Origin of the sequence: Streptomyces sp. NBC_01006 (assembly GCF_045162725.1) — a bacterium.
Taxonomy (GTDB): Bacteria; Actinomycetota; Actinomycetes; order Streptomycetales; family Streptomycetaceae; genus Streptomyces.
In genome coordinates this window covers 6,918,788-6,937,653 of the sequence record NZ_CP108700.1, presented here as the reverse complement: position 1 = coordinate 6,937,653, position 18,866 = coordinate 6,918,788, and the positions used below count along the sequence as shown (strand labels likewise).

12 protein-coding genes are annotated in these 18,866 nt (G+C 72.3%); 4 read left to right on the top strand and 8 right to left on the bottom strand.

Going from position 1 to position 18,866, the window contains the following annotated elements; all coding sequences use genetic code 11:
- Positions 1-56 precede the first annotated feature (56 nt).
- The 3 genes from OG509_RS31450 to OG509_RS31440 all read left to right on the top strand — a co-directional run bounded on the left by OG509_RS31450 (position 57) and on the right by OG509_RS31440 (position 6,777).
- Entirely contained in the window at positions 57-2,900 is a 2,844-nt protein-coding gene (locus OG509_RS31450; protein WP_406186001.1) for a SpoIIE family protein phosphatase, read from the top strand.
- 122 nt (positions 2,901-3,022) lie between these two features.
- On the top strand, positions 3,023-4,168 hold the full coding sequence (locus tag OG509_RS31445) for an ABC transporter substrate-binding protein (protein ID WP_406185999.1): 1,146 nt from the start codon (positions 3,023-3,025) through the stop codon (positions 4,166-4,168).
- 158 nt (positions 4,169-4,326) lie between these two features.
- A complete protein-coding gene (locus tag OG509_RS31440) occupies positions 4,327-6,777 on the top strand; it encodes a SpoIIE family protein phosphatase (RefSeq protein WP_406185997.1) in 2,451 nt (816 codons plus the stop codon).
- Positions 6,778-6,831: 54 nt separating this feature from the next.
- On the opposite strand, the gene fusA is transcribed toward OG509_RS31440, so the two are convergent.
- The 5 genes from fusA to OG509_RS31415 form a co-directional block, all read right to left on the bottom strand.
- The gene (fusA, locus tag OG509_RS31435) at positions 6,832-8,913 is read right to left on the bottom strand and encodes an elongation factor G (protein WP_406185996.1); all 2,082 of its coding nucleotides are present in this window, start codon (positions 8,911-8,913) and stop codon (positions 6,832-6,834) included.
- A gap of 372 nt (positions 8,914-9,285) precedes the next feature.
- Positions 9,286-9,819 (bottom strand): hypothetical protein, encoded by a 534-nt coding sequence (locus tag OG509_RS31430; RefSeq protein WP_406185995.1) that lies wholly within the window; start codon positions 9,817-9,819, stop codon positions 9,286-9,288.
- A 57-nt stretch (positions 9,820-9,876) separates the two neighbouring features.
- Positions 9,877-10,920 (bottom strand): SCO0930 family lipoprotein, encoded by a 1,044-nt coding sequence (locus tag OG509_RS31425; protein ID WP_406187735.1) that lies wholly within the window; start codon positions 10,918-10,920, stop codon positions 9,877-9,879.
- A 154-nt stretch (positions 10,921-11,074) separates the two neighbouring features.
- Positions 11,075-12,523, bottom strand: coding sequence for an NADH-ubiquinone oxidoreductase-F iron-sulfur binding region domain-containing protein (locus OG509_RS31420; RefSeq protein ID WP_406185994.1), 1,449 nt, complete (start codon positions 12,521-12,523; stop codon positions 11,075-11,077).
- Positions 12,520-13,704, bottom strand: coding sequence for a hypothetical protein (locus OG509_RS31415; RefSeq protein WP_406185993.1), 1,185 nt, complete (start codon positions 13,702-13,704; stop codon positions 12,520-12,522). The genes OG509_RS31420 and OG509_RS31415 overlap by 4 nt, the downstream gene beginning before the upstream one ends.
- 460 nt (positions 13,705-14,164) lie before the next feature.
- Between OG509_RS31415 and OG509_RS31410 the strand changes: the two genes are divergently transcribed.
- Entirely contained in the window at positions 14,165-15,394 is a 1,230-nt protein-coding gene (locus OG509_RS31410) for a PucR family transcriptional regulator (RefSeq protein WP_406185991.1), read from the top strand.
- Positions 15,395-15,546: 152 nt separating this feature from the next.
- Here the strand turns inward: OG509_RS31410 and OG509_RS31405 are convergent, their stop codons facing one another.
- The 3 genes from OG509_RS31405 to OG509_RS31395 all read right to left on the bottom strand — a co-directional run bounded on the left by OG509_RS31405 (position 15,547) and on the right by OG509_RS31395 (position 18,686).
- Positions 15,547-16,428 (bottom strand): RNA polymerase sigma factor, encoded by an 882-nt coding sequence (locus OG509_RS31405; RefSeq protein ID WP_406185990.1) that lies wholly within the window; start codon positions 16,426-16,428, stop codon positions 15,547-15,549.
- Positions 16,429-16,583: 155 nt separating this feature from the next.
- Positions 16,584-18,011, bottom strand: a complete 1,428-nt coding sequence (locus tag OG509_RS31400; RefSeq protein WP_406185989.1) for a DUF1996 domain-containing protein — start codon at positions 18,009-18,011, stop codon at positions 16,584-16,586.
- 9 nt (positions 18,012-18,020) lie between these two features.
- Positions 18,021-18,686, bottom strand: coding sequence for a DUF4142 domain-containing protein (locus tag OG509_RS31395; protein WP_406185988.1), 666 nt, complete (start codon positions 18,684-18,686; stop codon positions 18,021-18,023).
- Positions 18,687-18,866: the final 180 nt, after the last annotated feature.

Here is an 18,866-nt window from a genome sequence, read left to right as displayed (position 1 = left end):
TGTCCGCCGGGCTCGCTCCCCGCTGCCGACGGCCCGCAGAGGTTAGAGAATGGACTATGAGCAACCTCCTGGGACCCTTCCGGCGTTGGCTGCTCCGCTCTACCACGAGCACTTCCCCGCCCCCTTCGCGTCCCCGCTCAGGACACCACCAGGAGCAGCACGAGCAGGACGAGCAGCAGGAACACGCCCAGCCCCCCAGGGAAAAGCCGCAGCGTCTGTCCTCCCTGCTGAGCGCGCGGAGCGTGGCCGGCGAGGTGTTCCTCCTGCAGCTGGCCGTCGTGGTGCTCCTGGTGGTCGCCGCGGTGGTGGCCCTCGTGGTGCAGGCCCGGAGCTACGCCATGCTGGACGCCCGGCACCGTACGCTCGCCGCCGCCGGAACGTTCGCGGAATCCCCGGGGATCGTCGCGGCCCTGCGCAGCCCCCATCCGAGCGCGGTGCTCCAGCCGAGCGCCCAGGCGGCCCGGAAGATCGCCGGGGTCGACGGCATCAACGTGTACACGCTCGACGGGGTCACCGTCGCCCACAGTGACCCGCGGCAGATCGGGAAGCGCGTCGTCGGCCCCTTCGCCGGGGCGGCGGCCGGCAAGTCCTTCACCGAGACGTTCGAAGGGTCCCTGGGGCGGTCGGTGGTCTCGGTGGTCCCCGTCAAGGACGCCGGCGGCCGCGTCATCGCCGTCGTCTCCTCCCCGGTCACGGTCCAGAACGTCCAGAGCATGGTGAACCGTCAGCTGCCGGTCGTCCTCGGCACCGCGGCCGCGGTGCTCGCCCTGTCCGCGGGCGGGACCGCTCTGGTGAGCCGTCGGCTGCTGCGCCGGACCCATGGCCTGGGGCCGGCCGAGATGACGAGGATGTACGAGCACCACGACGCGGTGCTGCACGCGGTGCGGGAAGGCGTACTGATCGTCGGTGGCGGCGGACGGCTGCTGCTGGCCAATGACGAGGCGCGGCGGCTGCTGGATCTGCCGGTGAACGCGGAGGGACTCCCCGTCACGGACCTGGGTCTGGAGGAGGGGATCGCCGATTCGATCGCATCGGGCCGTTCCGCGACCGACGAGCTGCACATGGCGGCCGACCGGCTGCTGGCGGTGAACATCCGGCCCACCGACCCCTACGGGCAGGCCGGGACCGTCGTCACGCTGCGGGACACCACCGAGCTGCGGGCACTCACCGGCAGGGCCGAGGTGGCCCGCGAGCGGCTGAAGCTGCTCTACGACGCGGGGGTGCAGGTCGGAACGACGCTGAACGTGGAGCGCACCGCGGTGGAACTGGCGGAGGTGGCGGTCCCGCGGTTCGCCGACGTGGTCACGGTCGACCTGCTGGACCCGGTGCTGCGCGGCGAGGAGCCGCCCGAAGTGATCACCGGCATGCGCCGTACGGCCGTCGCCGGTCTTCGGGGCGACCACCCGCTCTCCCCCGTCGGCGAGCTGATCCGGTTCGCTCCCGCCGGTCCCATGGCCGCCGCGCTGGCCGGCGGCCATGCCGTCCTGGAGGCGGACCTGCGCGCCACCCGCCACTGGCGGTCCCAGAACCAGGCCAACGCCGTACAGATCCTGGACCGCGGCTTCCACTCCCTGATCGTCGTGCCCCTGCGGGCCCGGGGCGTGGTGCTGGGCATGGCCGGCTACTGGCGGGGGCAGGACTCCCCTCCGTTCGGCGAGGAGGACGTGTCCTTCGCCGAGGAGCTGACCGCCCGGGCGGCACTGTCCGTCGACAATGCCCGCCGCTACACCCGCGAGCACAACATGGCCGTCACCCTGCAGCGCAGCCTGCTGCCCCGGGGCGTACCCGAGCAGTCCGCCGTCGAGGTCGCGCACCGTTATCTGCCCGCCCGGGCCGGGGTGGGCGGTGACTGGTTCGATGTCATCCCGCTGCCGGGCGCCCGGGTGGCCCTGGTGGTCGGCGACGTCGTCGGCCACGGTCTGCACGCCGCCGCCACCATGGGCCGCCTGCGCACCGCCGTGTACAACTTCTCCACCCTCGACCTGCCCCCGGACGAACTCCTGAGCCACCTGGACGAGCTGGTCGCCCACATCGACACCGACGAGCAGGAGTGGCAGGGGATCACCGGAGCCACCTGCCTGTGCGCCATCTACGATCCCGTCTCGGGGCAGGTGACCGCCGCCACCACCGGGCATCCGGGCCCCGCCCTGGTCCGCCCCGACGGAACCGTGTCCTTCCCCGAGGTGCCCGTCTCCCCGCCGCTGGGCCTGGGTGCGGGTATGCCGATCGAGACCGTGACGGTGACCCTGCCCGAAGGCTCCCGGCTGGCACTCTTCACCGACGGGCTGATCGAGAGCCGGGACCGCGATCCGGACGCGGGCCTGGCAGCGCTGCGCACCGCCCTGGCCGGGCCCGCCCGCACCCCGGAGGAAACCTGCACCGTGGTGATCGACGCGATGCTGCCCACCAGGCCCAGCGACGACGTCGCCCTGCTGGTGGCCCGCACCCGCCTGCTGGACCCCGCGCGGATCGCCGAGTGGGACGTCGCCCCCGACCCCGCGGCGGTGTCCCCGGTACGCAACGCCTGCGCCCGCCGGCTGGCGGACTGGGGCCTGGAGGACATCGCCTTCACCACCGAGCTCATCCTCAGCGAGCTGATCACCAACGCCATCCGTTACGGCACCGAGCCCATCCGGGTGAGGCTGCTGTACGACCGCAGTCTGGTCTGCGAGGTCTCCGACGGGTCCAGCACCTCCCCGCACATGCGCCGGGCCGACGCCACCGACGAGGGCGGCCGCGGTCTGTTCCTCGTCGCGCAGTTCGCCGAGCGCTGGGGCACCCGCTACACCGCCCGCGGCAAGATCATCTGGAGCGAGCAGGCCCTCCACGGCGGGGTAGCCGCTCCCGGGGCGGATCTCGGGGAGGCCCTCCTGGCCGGATGGGACGACGAGGGGGTCTGAGAACGCGCCGCTACGGCAGTCGCGGGGAAGACGGCGGACACCACCGTCCGGGACTGCGCCGCCGAGGCCGCCGAACGTACGCTGGCCTCGATCAGTACGCGACCGCCCGTTATGGAGCCTTTGTGTCCGCACCCCGCCTCCGGACCGTCTCCGTCGCCGCCTGCCTGGCCCTCGCGGCGGCGCCCCTCGGTGGCTGCGCGGACGAGCCCCCCGCCGCGCCGAGACCACCCGCGGTGGCCACCTCCGCGGAGGACGCCGGAGGCATGGCGGCACTGACCGCGGCGGCCAAGAAGGAGGGCTCGCTCAACACGATCGCGCTCCCGCGGGACTGGGCCAACTACGGCGCGCTGGTCGACGGCTTCGAGAAGGAGTACGGGATCAAGGTCACGACGGAGAACCCGGAGGGCACCAGCCAGGACGAGGTCAACGCCCTGAAGGAGCACAGGGGCGAAGGCCGCGCCCCCGACGTGATCGACGTGGGGGGCTCGTTCGCGCACTCCGCGGCCCGGCAGGGCCTGCTCGCTCCGTACAAGGTCGCCGCGTACGACCAGATCCCCGAGGAACAGAAGGACCCGCAGGCCCGCTGGTACAACAACTACGGCGGCTACGTCTCGATCGGCTGTGACGCCAAGCGCGTCAAGACCTGCCCCTCGACCTTCGCCGATCTGCGCAAGCCCGAGTACAAGGGTCAGGTCGCGCTCAACGGGGACCCCACCAAGTCCGGCTCCGCCTTCGCCGGCGTGTATGCGGCGGCCCTGGCGAACGGCGGTTCCTTCGACGACATCCAGCCCGGTATCGACTTCTTCGCCGAGCTCACCAAGAACGGCAACTTCAACCCGGTTCCGTCCACGGCGGACACGATCGCGAAGGGCCAGACCCCGATCAGCATCGACTGGGACTTCCTCAACCTCGGATACGCCGACGAATTCCGCGAGAAGGGCGCGGACGTCGACTGGCGCACCTCCATCCCCTTCGACGGCAGCTTCGCCGAGTACTACGCGAGCGGGGTGAACAAGGACGCCCCGCACCCCGCGGCGGCACGTCTGTGGCAGGAGTACCTCTTCAGCCCGGAGGGCCAGAACATCCGGCTCGGCGCCTATGCGCGCCCCGTCCTCATGGACGCCATGAAGAAGGACGGCACCCTCGACAAGGCCGCCGCGGAGAAACTGCCGACGGTGGAGGGCACCCCGACGTTTCCGACGGAGGCACAGACGGAGAAGGCGAGGGAGACCGTCAACCGGGGCTGGGCCAAGGCCGTCTCCGGCTGAGGGCGGGGGCGGCCCCGGCCCGGCCACCACAGCTCTGACCTGTACGAATCTCCAGATTCCGGTGGGGCTCGACCCAGGCTGCACAAGTGGTGACGCAGAGCGATAATCGGATCAGTACGCAGAGAGTCGTTCCGCGGATCGGGAAGTGGGGCGCAGTGATGCACGACCCGGTGTTCCACGATGCCTCCGGCGTGGTTGCGGAACCGGGCGACGAGACGTACGCCCTGCTCGACGCGCGCGGCGTGGTCATCGGCTGGGGGCCGGGGGCGGAGCGGCTGCTCGGGTACGCCGCCCGGGAGGTGCACGGATGGCGCGGGGCGGATCTGCTGCTCGCGCGTTCCGAGCTCGGGCACGCGGTACTGCGCCATCGGAGCGGGCGCGGGGTCGAGGTGGCGCTCCACGCGCGGCCCATGATGTCCACGGCCGGGGAGCGGCAGTGGCTGATCCAGGCGACCGATACCGACGCCACCCAGCGGCGCGAGCTCAGCGAGGCACTGATCAGGGGACTGTTCACCGAGTCCCCTTTCCTCATCGACGTGTTCGACACGCAGCTGCGCTTCATCGCGCAGAACGACGCGCTGCGGCGCGGCGCGGGCTTCGAGAACGAGGAGTTCGTCGGGCGCACCATGTCCGAGGTGGCACCGCCCGACCTGCTGGACATGGCGGCCCTCGAAGCACGCCAGCGCCATGTCCTGGAGACCGGTGAGGCCCTGGTCCAGACCGAGGTACGGGGCCTGCTGCGCGGCGATCCCGACCGGCAGCACGTCTGGTCCGAGACCATCCTCCCGCTGCGCAGCAGCTCCGGCGAGCTGATCGCCCTCGCGCACACGGTGGCCGACGTGACCGAACGGGCCCGGGCGCGCGAGCGGTTGGCGCTGGTCAACGACGCGAGCACGCGCATCGGCACCACGCTGGACGTGCTGCGCACCGCGCAGGAGCTCGTCGAGGTGGCCGTGCCGGAGTTCGCCGACCACGCCTACGTCGACCTGCCCGCCCCGGTCCTCGGCGGCGAGGAGCCGCTCGTCGGCCCGGTGGGCGAGGCCGTGACCCTGCTGCGCGCGGCGACTTCCTCCGTACCCGGAAGTCCGGTGAAGGCGGCGGTCGCGACGGGCGACCCCGACCCTTTCACCACCGGGCCGGGCTCCCTCTTCACCCGGGCCATGGCCAGCGGCGAACCTCTGCTGCTGACGGGCGAGGAGCTGATCGCGGAGCTCGCCCCGGTCGACCCCCCGCAGGCCGAGCGGGTCCGTTCGTACGGAGTCCACTCCTGGCTGCTCGTACCGATGTCCGCCCGCGGCGCGGTGCTCGGCGCCGCCGTCTTCGTACGCCACGCGCGCGCCCACGGGTTCGAGCCGGACGACGTCCTGCTGGCAGAGGAGATCGCGGCGCGCGCGGCGGTGTGCATCGACAACGCGAGCCGCTACACGCGCGAGCGGACGGCGGCCCTGGCCCTGCGGCGCGGCCTGCTCCCCCAACGTCTGCCGGTGCTCGGCGCGTTGGAGGCGGTGACGCGCTACCTGCCCGCGCACGGGCAGGCGGAGCTGGGCGGGGCCTGGTACGACGTGATCCCGCTGTCGGGCGCGCGGGTGGCGCTGGTGGTGGGCGACGCGCAGGGGCGCGGCCTGAACGCGGCGGTGACCATGGGCCGGCTGCGGACCGCCGTACGGACCCTCGCGGACCTCGACCTCTCCCCCGACGAGCTGCTCTCGTACATGGACGACCAGATCCACCGGTTCGTGGACGAACACGGCCAGGACGAGACCAGCGGGTCGCGCCGCGGCGGTGCGGCCGGGACGACCTGTGTGTACGCCGTCTTCGACCCGATCACGCGGCAGCTTGCCGTGGCGTGCGCGGGCCATCCGCCGCCCGTACTCGCGCCGTTGGGCGGGGAGCCCGCCATCGTGACCCTGCCGGCCGGGCCTCCCCTCGGTCTCGGCGGATCGCCGTTCGAGAGCGCCGAGATGACGCTGGACGACGGGGACGTACTGGTGCTCTTCAGCCACGGCCTGGTCGCGGCGCCCGACCGGGACGTGGACCTCGGCCTCGAACGGCTTCCGGAGGCGCTCTCGGGCGTCGCGCTCACCCCGCCGAACGGGCTCGACCAGGCCTGCGACGCGGTGATCGGCCGGCTGCTCCCGGTGCTGCCGCAGAACGACGTGGCGGTGCTGATGGTGCGCCTGCACGAGCTGCCGGCCGAGCACCACATCACATGGGACCTGCCGGCCGAGCCCGAGGTCGTGGCCCGCGCCCGTACGCTCGCGACGCGGCAGCTGGCCGTATGGGGCCTGGACGAGCTGGAGTTCACCACGGAGCTGGTGGTCAGCGAACTGGTCACCAATGCCATCCGGTACGGCAGCGAGCCGATCCAGCTGCGGATGATCCGCGACCGCGAGCTGATCTGCGAGGTCTCGGACGGCAGCAGCACCTCCCCGCACGTACGGCGCGCGGAGGAGACCGACGAGGGAGGGCGCGGGCTGTTCATGGTGGCGCAGCTGGCCCAGCTCTGGGGCACCCGCTACCACGCCCGCGGCAAGACCATCTGGGCCGAACAGCCCTTCCCCGAGGGGTTCCTGGAAGAGGCGGACGCCGCCTCCTCCTCCACCGGCTGACGGCTGCGCCCGTACCCCCGGCCGCCGGGGCGGCCGGGGGTACGGGCGTGCGCACTAGCCCGACAGGGCCTGCTGGTACGCCGCCACCGGTACGGGGGCGTAGCCCGCGGGCCGGGTGGTGAACGTGCCCCGGCCCTGGGTGCGGCTGCGCAGCCGGGACGCGTAGCCGAACAGCTCGGCCAGCGGCACGGTGGCGGTGACCGCCGTGGTCCCGGAGCGCCCGGCCGAGCCCGAGACCCGTCCGCGCCGGGCGGCCAGGTCACCCAGCACCCCGCCGACGGCGTCGTCGGGTACGGTCACCACGATCTCGGCCACCGGTTCCAGCAGCTCCATCGCGGCGGCGCGCAGGGCCTCGCGCAGCGCGAACCGGCCCGCCGCCCGGAACGCCATCTCCGAGGAGTCCTTGGAGTGCGTCGCCCCGTCGGTCAGGGTGACGCGGAGCCCGGTCACCGGATGCCCGCCGAGGGGGCCCTCGGCGAGCGCGTCGCGGCAGCCCGCCTCCACGGCGCGGGCGTACTCCTGCGGCACCCGTCCGCCGACGACCGCCGACCGGAACTCGAACACGCCGTCGCCGGCCGCCTGTTCCGCATCCGGTGCCAGGGGCTCGACGTCGAGGACCACATGGGCGAACTGGCCCGCGCCGCCGTCCTGCTTGACGTGCCGGTACACCAGCCCCGACACCCCGCGCACGACGGTCTCCCGGTAGGCCACCCGCGGGCGGCCCACGCCGATCCGCAGCCCGTGGCTGCGGCGGATCTTCTCCACCGCGACCTCCAGGTGCAGCTCGCCCATTCCCGACAGGACCGTCTGGCCCGTCTCGGGATCCGTCCGCACCACCAGCGACGGGTCCTCCTCGACCAGCCGGGCCAGCGCGGCGGACAGCCGGCCCGTCTCGGCGCTGCTGCCCGCCTCGACCGCCACGGACACCACCGGTGCGGCGGCCCTCGGCGGCTCCAGGACGAGCGGTGCCTGCGGTGCGCACAGCGTGGACCCGGCGCGGGTGGCCTTGAGACCGACCACCGCGACGATGTCCCCGGCCACGGCCCGGTCCACCTCGGCGTGGCGGTCGGCCTGGACGCGCAGGATCCGTCCGATCCGCTCGGTCCGGCCGGTGCCCGCGTCCAGCACGGTGTCCCCCTTCCTCATCGTTCCCGAATAGACCCGCAGGCAGGTCAGCCGTCCCGTCGCCGTCGCGTTCACCTTGAAGGCCAGCGCGGCGAACGGCGCCGCCGGGTCGGCGGCCCGTTCCTCCACCGCCGCGCCATGGGTTCCCCGTACGGGCGGCATGTCCACCGGCGAGGGGAGGTACGACACGACGGCGTCCAGCAGCGGCTCGATCCCGCGGTTGCGGTAGGCCGAGCCGCAGAGCACGACGACGCCTTCGCCGCTCCGCGTCAGGTCGCGCAGCGCCGTGATCAGCGTGGCGGTGGAGAGCGCCGAGGTGGCGCAGTACTCCTCCAGGGCGGCCGGGTGGAGTTCCGCGACCCGCTCCTCCAGCACTCGGCGGCGGCCGCGCGCCTCCTCGTACAGGTCATCTGGTACGGGACCCACCGCGAACGAGTCGGGCGTGGCGCCCCAGACCAGCGCCCGCATGCGGACGAGGTCCACCGTCCCGCGGAATCCGTCCTCCCGCCCGATGGGCAGGTGGACGACGAGCGCGGCGACGTGGAGCCGATCCTGTACGGACGCGACCGCCCGGTCGAGGTCCGCACCGACGCGGTCCATCTTGTTGACGAACACGAGGCGCGGCACGCCGTGTCGGTCGGCCTGCCGCCATACCGACTCGCTCTGCGGTTCGACGCCCGCGACCGCGTCGAACACCGCGACCGCTCCGTCGAGTACGCGCAGGGAGCGCTCGACTTCGTCGGAGAAGTCGACGTGTCCCGGTGTGTCGATCAGGTTGACGTGGTGGCCGTCCCACGTACAGCTGACGGCGGCGGCGAAGATGGTGATGCCACGGTCGCGCTCCTGGGGGTCGTAGTCGGTGACGGTCGTGCCGTTGTGGACCTCGCCGCGTTTGTGGGTGGCTCCGGTGGCGTAGAGGATCCGCTCGGTGACGGTGGTCTTGCCGGCGTCGACGTGCGCGAGGATGCCGAGATTGCGGACGGTGGTCGAGGTGTTCAGGTGGGTGCGCATGGCCCGGGGTCTTTCTGGAAGGTCGAGAAGAGGGCGGCGCGATTTCCGGACGAAGGACGTACCCGGGCGCATCGGGGCGCGTCAGGGCGTACCAGCACGCACCAGGGCGTGCGAAGACGTACCAGGGAAGGGTTTGTCAGTCGTCGCGGACATCCGATGGCGGCCGCGCAGCCGTCATCGGGAGGACGGAGACACCAGGATCACGTCGTACCGGGACCGGGGAACGAACACGGCGATGCGGTGACACACGGCCCGGCTCCCCTCTCGTCGACGAAGTGCGCACCACGTCCCGTGGCGGCATGAGAGCGAGTGTAGGGACACGGCAGCGGCCCGGCACCGCAATTAAGACTGCGGGCCGGGCCGGACGCCCCCTCAGGACGCGGCGGGACTTGGGGAGTCGTGCCCGCCGGCGTGGGAGGTGTCGGGGGAGGCGTCGTGCGCGGGGTCGTGAGACGCGTCGTGGGGGGAGGAGCCGTGGCCGGAGACGGTTTCGATCGTTCCGCCGAGGCGGGTGTGGGCTCCGGCCAGGACCTCGGCGGAGGCCGCCGTGATGACCCAGGTGGGGCCGACGAGGTACGTGCCGCCGTACATCTGGGCCTCGGTCAGCCAGGTCTTGCGGCCCTGCTCGCTGGTGAAGGTGGCCATCCGGAAGCCCTCCTGGCCCGACCCGCAAGCCCCTTCCCGGAGTTCCTCCGCGTCGACCGTGATCTCGGGCGTACAGCCGAGGGCGTCGGCGATCGCCTGGAGCGGGGCGGGGCGGGCGGCCGAGGCCGCGGCGGGGGACGAGCTCGGGTCGGGCGGAGCCTGCGGACCGGCTGCCACCCGGGCGGCGCAGCCGCCGCACAGCAGCATCGCGAGCAGCGCGGCAGCGGCGGCGGAAGCGGCGGGACGGGGTGAACGGGGCATGGCTGACGCCTCACAGGGTTCGGGTGGAACGGGGCGGATCGGGGGCGGCAGCGAGCGCTACGCCGTCGGCGGGACCTTCTTGCCCTCGGCGGTTACCGCGAACCAGAGCCCCTGCTTGTTGTGCCCGTTCGCCTGGCCGGGCGCGGTGTCCCCGGTGAACGTGTAGACCGGCCAGCAGTCGATCGTCAGCTGCTCGCTGCCGTCGGGCCGCTTCACCGATCCGACCAGCTTGCCGGAAATTCCCTCGGCCTTCGCCTTGTCGACGGCCGGGGCGGGCTTCCACGTATCCAGGCAGGCGCCGAGGCAGCCGAACTTCATGGGCCACGCGCTGTCCTTGTCGAATCGGTAGAGCGTGCGCCACTGCCCGTCCACCAGGATCTTGCCGAGTTTCTCGTTGTCGGCGACGGACAGTTGCGCATCCTTCTTCATGTCCATGCCTCCCATTCCCGCCCCCATTTCCATTCCCGTTCCGTTATTGCCGTCCGCCTTCTGTTTCTTGTCGATCGCCTTCTTGCCGTCCGGCGCCAGTGCGTGCCAGGTCCCGCCGACGCCCTCGCCCTTCGCCTCGCCCGCCTTCGTGTCCTTCGCGTAGCGGTACACGGGCCAGCCGCCGAGGGTCAGCTGCTTGCTGCCGTCGGCCCGGGCGACGGAGCCGAGGAGGGCCGCGTCGATGCCGGCGGCGGCCGAGGCGTCGTCCGCCGGGACCGCCGGCCACGTCGTGGCGCAGTCCCCTTCGCAGTTGGACTTGGGGGGCTGCGGCGTGTCCTTGTCGAAGCGGTAGAGGGCCATCCCGGCGCTGTCGGTGACCACGCTGCCCACGTTCGCGATCTCCCGTACGGACAGCTGCCCCGCCGACCCGGCCTTGCCGGAACCGGAGCCGGAGCCCGATCCGACGTCCGAGCCCGACCCGGAGCCGGCGGCGGCGTCCGACCCGTAGCCGCCCGCTCCGTAGCCCGTGTCGTACGCGCCTCCGAGGGCCTTGCCCGCACCCGCCGGCTGGACGGAATTCACATTGCGCGCGGCGCCATTGTCGCTGCTTCCGCAGCCTGCCGCCAGCAGCAGAACCGCGGCCACCGATCCGACCGATGAGATACGACGCATCTTGTTCACGATCACTCCTTCGGGTTGAACCCGGGGGGTTCGTCTACTGCCTTATTCATAAGGCCTGACGGGTTCACCGAATTCGAATGAGCGGGAATTTATCAGATCGCGCTAACCCCTGAACTCCCGCCGCCGGCAGCCGTTTACCGCGGGCTCATTCCTGAATGCGCAGCGCGAGCGCGGGGCAGCGCCGTACCGCGCGCAGCGCCATCGGACGCAGCCTTCCGGGGACCGACATGACGGCCTCGGCGGGATAGCCGTCCCGGTCCAGCCGCACCACGTCGGGCAGCACGTCCACGCAGAGCCCGTGGCCCTTGCACAGCGTCCAGTCCACGACGAGCCGTTCGGGGTTCTCGTCCTCCGGCAGGGGAAGCGCCCCGAGCACACGGCGTCCGCAGCCGCTGCCCAGGGCGTGGTCGCGCATCTCGTCGGGGAAGACGGCGAGCGCGGAGGCCATGAAGGCCGAGGTTCCGTCGGGATGGCTGCACGCACCGCGCCGCAGCACACCCCGCATCCGCGCCTCGACCGCCTCCAGGGCGGCCCGGCCTCCCCCGCCCACCAGAGCGTCCACGGCATCGGCGAGCGAGGGCAGACCTCTGACGCACGGGCCGCACTGGCCGGCGGTCTCGTCCGCCATCCAGCGCATCACGCGGGCCACTTCGCCGGCCGGACAGGTGTCCTCGGGCAGCGGGAGGACCGCACCCGCCCCCAGCGTGGCCTTGAGCGAGGACAGCGACTCCCGGGAGAGCAGGGCGGTCCGCGCCGCCGCCGGCGTCAGCCATTTGCCGTGGTACCCGCCGACCAGGACGCCCTGGCCCGGGGAGGAGCCGCACAGCTCCAGGACATACGCCAGGGACGTCCCGAGCGGCGCCTCGACGACCGTGGAACCGCTGATCGTCAACATGACGGTGCCCGGCTCGCTCTCCAGGCCGACCGAGCGGAAGCCCGGCACCCCGAGCCTGGCCGCGACGGCGAGCTGGGCGTACGTCTCGGTGTTGGACAGCAGGGTCGGCAGTCCGCTCAAACCCCGCTCACTGGTCCGGACCTTCTGCCCGTTCGGGACGGCGGCCCCCCCGTTGAGGCCGTTCACGAGGGAGGTCCCCTCTCCCGAGACGAAGCGCTCGGGAAGCCTGCCGACGCGCAGGCGGCTGCCGGCCACACCGCGCTCGGCAACGGCGGCCCGCAGGGACTGCTCCACGTCGTCCCTGGTCACCCCGATGGCGACCTCCTCGGCGCCGATCGCGTCGGCCGCCAACAGGGCTCCGTCGAGCACCAGGTGAGGGGAGTGCAGCAGCATGGCGGCATCCTTGAGGCAGCTCGGCTCCCCCTCGGTGCCGTTCACCACGACGGCGGTCCGCCCCTCCTTGGTACGGGCGGACCGGATGACCGCTTTGAGCTTGCGGGCGAACGGAAAGCCCGCTCCCCCGCGGCCCCGCAGGTCGATGCCCTCGGCGAGCTCCACGAGATCGCCCGAGGTGTACTGCGGCAGCGGGCCGTGCACCACCGAGTGGTTGGCGCGGTCGAGCCGCGGCAGCACATCGAGTCCGGCCAGCAGCCTGGGCTGGCCGACGCACCCGAGGGCGGGATCGACGATCGAGGTCACTGACGGCCCCGCATCCCGCCGAACGACCCACCGGGCCGGTCCGTTCCAGGACCTGCCCCTATGCCGCTGGGGATGACCACCGTGTCGTACGACTCGGTGCCGTACGCATCGGTGCCGTACGCATCGGTACCGTACGCATCGGTGCCGTACGCATCGGTGCCGTACGACGGCGCGTACGGCGTCGTGCCGTAAGGCGGGATGATCTCGGTCGTGGGCTCCAGGGCCTGCCGGGGCGAGGGCACGAAGGCGGCCCCCGTTGGTGCGGTGGCCGGGTCGGGCTGCTGCCCGACCGAGCGCCGGTCCGACTGCCGGGCCAGCCGCGCCGTCAGCCGCTCGGCGGCCCATTCCGCGGGCTGCCGGACGAACCGCTGCGGCGGCTTCTTGGGCCGGGGCGGCGCGCCCTGGGCGGTGCCCGCCGAGGCGGCCACCGCACGTACGGGCGTGGCGAGCAGCCTCGCCCGGAGCCGTACGGCGAGCACGACGGCGACCCCGAGCAGGCAGAGCGCGTACGAGACGGTCACCCAGCCGCTGGCGGGACGGCCGGCCTTGAGCCCGTGCACCAGGGAAGCGCCCCACGCCGGGTACGCGCCGATGTGCAGGGCCCGCCACCACGCGGAGCGGCCCTTGGTGGCGAAGGCGCTGCGGACCGCGCCGGAGACCGCGACGGATACGAAGAGGTATCCGGCCAGGGTGCCGAGGCCGATGAGCACCGGCTGGTCCTGGTCCGTGAACGGCAGGAACGCGGAGGCGATCCCCGTCTCCGACTGGGCGACCTTGACCCAGATGTGCAGGAGCAGGAAGCCCAGCCCCGCCACGGCGAGGCCGCGGTGCGCCGCCTGGGCGACCAGCCGGTGCCCGGAGGTGAGGACTGTACGGTCCGTGGCCGCGAGGCCCCACAGGACGGCGGAGGTGAGCGAGACGAGCGAGAGGACGCCCGCCCCGAAGTCGAGGAATTCCCAGAAGCGGCTCAGGGCGCCCGCCCGGGCCGCCACGGACAGGGCGAGCAGGCCCGTGAGGGCGCCGACCACGAGGGTGGCTGGGCGCACTCCTCCGGCGGGGGACAGCAGGGGCGGCCGCCGCACGGCCCGCCGGCCGGCGGCCGCGGCAGCGGCCACGCCGGCATGGCGTCTGGTGCGGCGGGCCCGGTGTGAGCGGGGCGTACGGGCTGGGGACAGGGGCATGTAGTTCTCCCATACGCCCAGGCCCGAGGCACTCCACCGCGCACTCGGCGCCCGGGGTAGTCGACGGAACTGCTCCGCGGCGGGCGGGAGATGAGGTCCCACCGACCGGAAGCTGGGGCCGGAGTGCAGAAGCATCGTGGACCTTCGCAACGCCTCCACAGTATTTATCTAATCGTGACAAGTTCTGGCGCGCGTGGCATCGTCACACCAGACGTCCCCGGAAGATTCCCTTCCAACGGTGCGGTGGCAACGGGAGTGACGCCTTGTCCGCCACCACACCTCCCCGACGGCAAAACTCAGGCAAAGCCGCGGGACTGCAAGTGGATGGCACTCTCCTGGAGGGTGTACGAGGTGCTCAACTCCCCCGTCCGCACTGGCGCAGAGGGGGGACGGAGACTGCCTCGACAGGCTTGTCACCCTCCCACGGGGCAGGCCGTACCCCGGCATGAACGAGGTAACAATGTGCGAACTTCTGAACCGCATCTGGGCTCGTCCCCGAGGCGAATGGACCCGGGTCCTGCGACGGGAACTCCCCGCGCTGACCGCTGGGATGGTGGAGGAGCTGAGGGAGGAGCTCCCCGGGTTCTCCGCCCTCGTCGACGACCTCGACGAGGAGGTGGTCAGACAGCGGCTCGAAGTGGCCCTGCTCACCGCCCTCGGGTACCGCGAACCCGCGCCGCAACAGCGGGACAAGACCGCGGAACACGCCCACCCCGACGAGGATGAGGAAGAGGAGGACTACGCGGCCGAGCACGGCCACCCAGGCCTGGAAGAAGAGGAGGAGGAGGAAGAGGATGAAGAACACCGCGGTCCGCCGGCCGGCATCCGGGTCCCCCGCCAGCGAGGGCAGTTGGCCCCCCTGACGGTCGTCCCCCGCGAGGGGCTCGGTACCCGTTCCGAACGGGCGCGGCGTGAGCTGTTTTCCGCCCTTACCAGTGACATGCCCATGGCTGAAATCGCGCTCGCCGAACTGGCCGCCGCGGCCGGATGGCCACTCCCGGCCGAGATACGCGCCATCGCCCTCGCCACCCCGGGCGAGACCCAGCAGTTGGCGGCCGTCCTGGACGACGGACTCGCCGGCATGGTCGGCGGCCAGCCCTGTCTGCTGGTCCCGAGCCCGGACCCGGAGACCCGCGCCTCGCTGGAGGCCCTGCTGCGCGGCCGGTTCGCCGCCGTGGGCCACCCCGTCGCCCCCCGCGACACCGCTTCCTCCCTGCGCTGGGCACTGCGACTGCTGGCCCTCACCCCCAACCGCCCCGGCCTGGAGGCGCGGGCCCTCTTCGTCGACGATCACCTCTCCACCCTTCTGCTGCTCCAGGACGAGCCCCTGGCGCACGCGCTGGCCGCACGCTGGCTGCGGCCGCTGGCCAACCTGACCCCCCGCCAGAGCGAACGGCTCGAAGTGACCCTTCTGGCCTGGCTTGAGGGCGGCGGTGCCCCCGAGGCCGCCAAGGCACTGAGCGTGCACCCCCAGACCGTGCGCTACCGCATGCGGCAGCTCGAAAAGCTCTTCGGCCCCGGCCTGCGCGATCCGCGGACCCGGTTCGAGCTCGAAATGGCCCTGCGCAGCCGCCGCTTGATGGCCCAGGTACGCCGCGCGAACTCGCGGGTCGGCCGCAAGGTGCGCGTCGCCACCACCGACTTCCGGCCGCTGGGTGTCGGGCGCATGGCCCGCGTCAACGGCCTGTAACCCCCAGGCCCCCCGGCCCCCGAACCCTCAACCCCTCGAAACCCCCCAACCCCCAACCCCCAACCCTCCCCCCGTATATACGGATTCGGCCCCGGTCCCCTCCCCCGCCCCCGCGGAGCGGAGAGGGACCGGGGCCGCCGCGTGCCACCTGCCTACAGGCTCGCGAGTGCGGCGGACGCCGCCCCGGCCCGCAGCGCGGCGTTGAGGTCCAGCAGTTCGGCGTACGCACGGGAGCAGGACCGGCAGGCCGCCAGGTGCCGGGCGAGACCGCGGCCGCGGGGCCTGGTCCCGCGGCGCCGGATCACCGCCCCGAGCAGGCTGCCGTAGTGGCGGCACCGGTCGTCGGCGGCCGTGTCCAGATGGGCCCGCAGGTACGCCTCGCGCAGCCCCTCGCGGGCACGGAAGGCCAGCGAGGTCACCGCGCTCGGGGTGATGCCGAGCAGCAGGGGGACGGGGTGCGGGCAGTCGTCCTCGACGAGGGTGTGCCAGAGGACGGCCTTCCAGCGTTCGGGCAGGGCCTGGAAGGAGCGGGCGACGAGCCGGCGGTCCTCGCTGTCCAGCAGCCGGCGCTGCGGATCGTCCCCGTCGGGACCGGGCCGGCACCAGGCCTCGATGTCGGCCGTCAGGACGGTCCGGCCGGCGCAGGCCCGCCACTCGACGGCCGTGCGGCGGACCACCGACAGGAGGTACGGACGCCAGTCGTCCCGCGGTCCGGCTCCGGAGCGGACGGCCTGGAGCGTACGGATGAACGCCTCCGAGACCAGGTCCTCGGCGTCCTGCGGGGACCGGGAGCAGCGGCGCGCACATGCGAAAGCGGCGGCACTGTGCCGCCGGTAGAGGATCTCGCAGACGGCCGGATCGCCGTCGCCGGCGGCGTAGGCCGCCCTGAGCCGCCGTATGAGCTCCCCGTCCAGGGGCTCAGGACCGGAATCGGGACCGGATTCGGGTCCGGATTCGGGTCCGGGTTCGGGTTCGGGTTCGGGTTCGGGTTCGGGTTCGGGTTCGGGAGGGGTGGTGTGACGAGAGCCGGACATGGCACTCCTCGTATTGGTTCTCAGGGCCCTTGCGCAGGCCCCTTCGGGCGGTGGCACAAACGCGTAGGCGGTGCCGGCCCGAAGTCGGCTTCGGACCGGCACCGCTCTCGGAGCGACGCGGGGGGAGGTGGGAGGGCGGCGTCGCCCCGAGGTTCTCAGCGGCAGGCGCGCCCGTCGTTGATGCAGCGCACCGCGCCGGCCATCAGGCCGTTCGACATGACGTTGATGAAGTCGCCGTGGTCGGTCACCGGCTTGTGGAGCTGCTCGGGGAAGCTGTCCACGGCGAACCGGGAGCCGGGCGGCACGCTGTAGACGATCCGCTGCACCAGCTGCGGGATCGCCTTGAAGCCCTTCTTGCAGTTGCCGTTGTTGTCGGCGAAGGCCACGTGGGTGCGGTGGTTGGCGCTGTCGATGTTCTTGCCGTCCCAGCAGCTCTGGAAGTTGAACGTCCGGACGACGTCACTGCCCTTGGGGCACACCGGGTACTTGTCCTTCAGCTGGCGGTTCTCGAAGCCGGTGCAGCTCCAGGACGCGTTCGCGTTGGCGTTGCCGTTGGTGAGGGCCTTGGCGTCACCGGTGATGATCCGCATGAAGCGGGGCATCGCCGTGACCTTGCTGACGGGGCTGCCCTTGAAATCGATGGTCACCTGCTTCGGCTTCAGGATCGTGCCGACGTTGGCGTCCTGGCCGCCGCCGGGCGCCTTGGCGTCCTTCTCCGCCTTGCCGTCGCGCAGCCGCAGCACCGGCCAGTAGTACGCCGACTGGTCGCCGTTGGTGCAGGTGGTCCCGGACTGGGCGAGGCTGTTGTTCGTGGAGAAGGCGTCGGTGGTCTTGTTCCCGACGTAGTCGTGCATGTGGTGGGCGCCGTTGCTCACACCGGGGGCGACGATGACGTTGTCCGGGTTGAAGTGGTTCTCCTTGTTGGTCCCGCACTGCACGGCGAAGGATCCTGTGGAGGCGCCGCCGCGGGCCGCGGGCTTCTTCACGTTGGGCTTCACGTTGCCGATGGCGACGAAGTCACTGCGCGCCGGGCCGCCCTTGGCCTGCTGTTGCTGCTGCTGTTGCTGTTGCTGCTGTTGCTGTTGCTGGGGTGCGCCCTGCTTCGCGGCTGCGCCGTCGGCGCCGTTCGCGAGGGCCGGCTCGTCCGCCGGGTCGGCGGCCGCCGCCTCCTTCATCACGCACGCGCTGAGCCCTTGCAGTCCGGCGGGCTTCTGGCCCGCCTTCCCGAGCGCTCCGGACAGGTCGGTGATGGTCTTGTCCCGCTGCTGCTTCAGCCCGCCCAGCAGGGCCTTGTCCTTGGCCTGGCCGGAGGAGAGCTGCTTGTAGGCGTCGGCGACCTGGGTGTCGAGCTGCGCGAGGTTCTTGTCGACCTCGCCGCGGGCCTGGTCGGGGACGTTCTGCAGCTTGTCGCCGACGTCCGGGCAGTCGATGGTGGCGGTCACGGGAGCCGTACGGGAATCCTGCCCCGCGAAGGCTCCCTGTTCGACGATCACGACCCCGCCGCCGCCCAGGACCAGGGCGGACATCACGGCGATGGCCTTGTGCTTCGGCCGCAGTCGGCGTTTGTGGCCCTTTTGGCTCATGCGATCACTTCACTTCGTCGGTCGGGAAAGGGTGGAGGAGGCGGGGGCGGGCGCGGAGGGGGTGCCCGGCGGGGCGTCCGCGAGGCCGTCGAAGTCGACGAGCCCGCTGGCCTCCAGGACCGTGATGTGGTCCAGGACGGTGGTGTTGGCGTCCGTGGCCAGGGCCCGGACCATGGAATTGCGGGTCTGCGCGCGGATTTGTGCCACCAGCTGGAACACCTTGCCGTGCGCCCTGCGCAGCAGCTGGGTGAACAGCTGCTCGTACTGGGGGCCTTGGGCCTTCTCCAGCTGGTCGAGCCACCCCTGCTGCTGCGCGCTGGGCTGACTGGGGAGCTCCATGCCGAGGGCCTGCCCCACCTCCAGGACCCTGCGGTCCAGTTCGGTGTGGCCTTCGACGAGATGCATCCCGGCGGTGCGGATGGCGGGCCGGGTGCCGCGCTGCATGGCCTGCCGCCCTGCGGGCAGCTCCCACAGGCCGGCGAGCCGCACCTTGCGGACGAAGTCCCGGTCTTGGGGGGTGAGCGGCCCGAAGGCCGTGCTCTGGATCCCGCCGCCGTCGTCGTCGGCCGCCGGGGCGGTGGCGGCTGCGGCGTTCGCCCCGCCGAATTTCTGCACGGGGATCAGCAACGCGATCAGGGTGAAGGCGAGGGCGCCGATGACGACGCCGGTTGCCATCACGTGTCTCGATGCCACCGACATGCTGCCGACGGCCGACCGACGGAAAGACAGCACTGTGCCTCCTTGCTGCGTGGACCGGGAGGGGGCTGCGGCGGCTCGGGCTCCGGCAGTTGCCCGTGTCCAATGCATCCGCGCTCCCCGGGTGCCTCGGGACGCTAGTGCCAGTTGTGGTGCCTG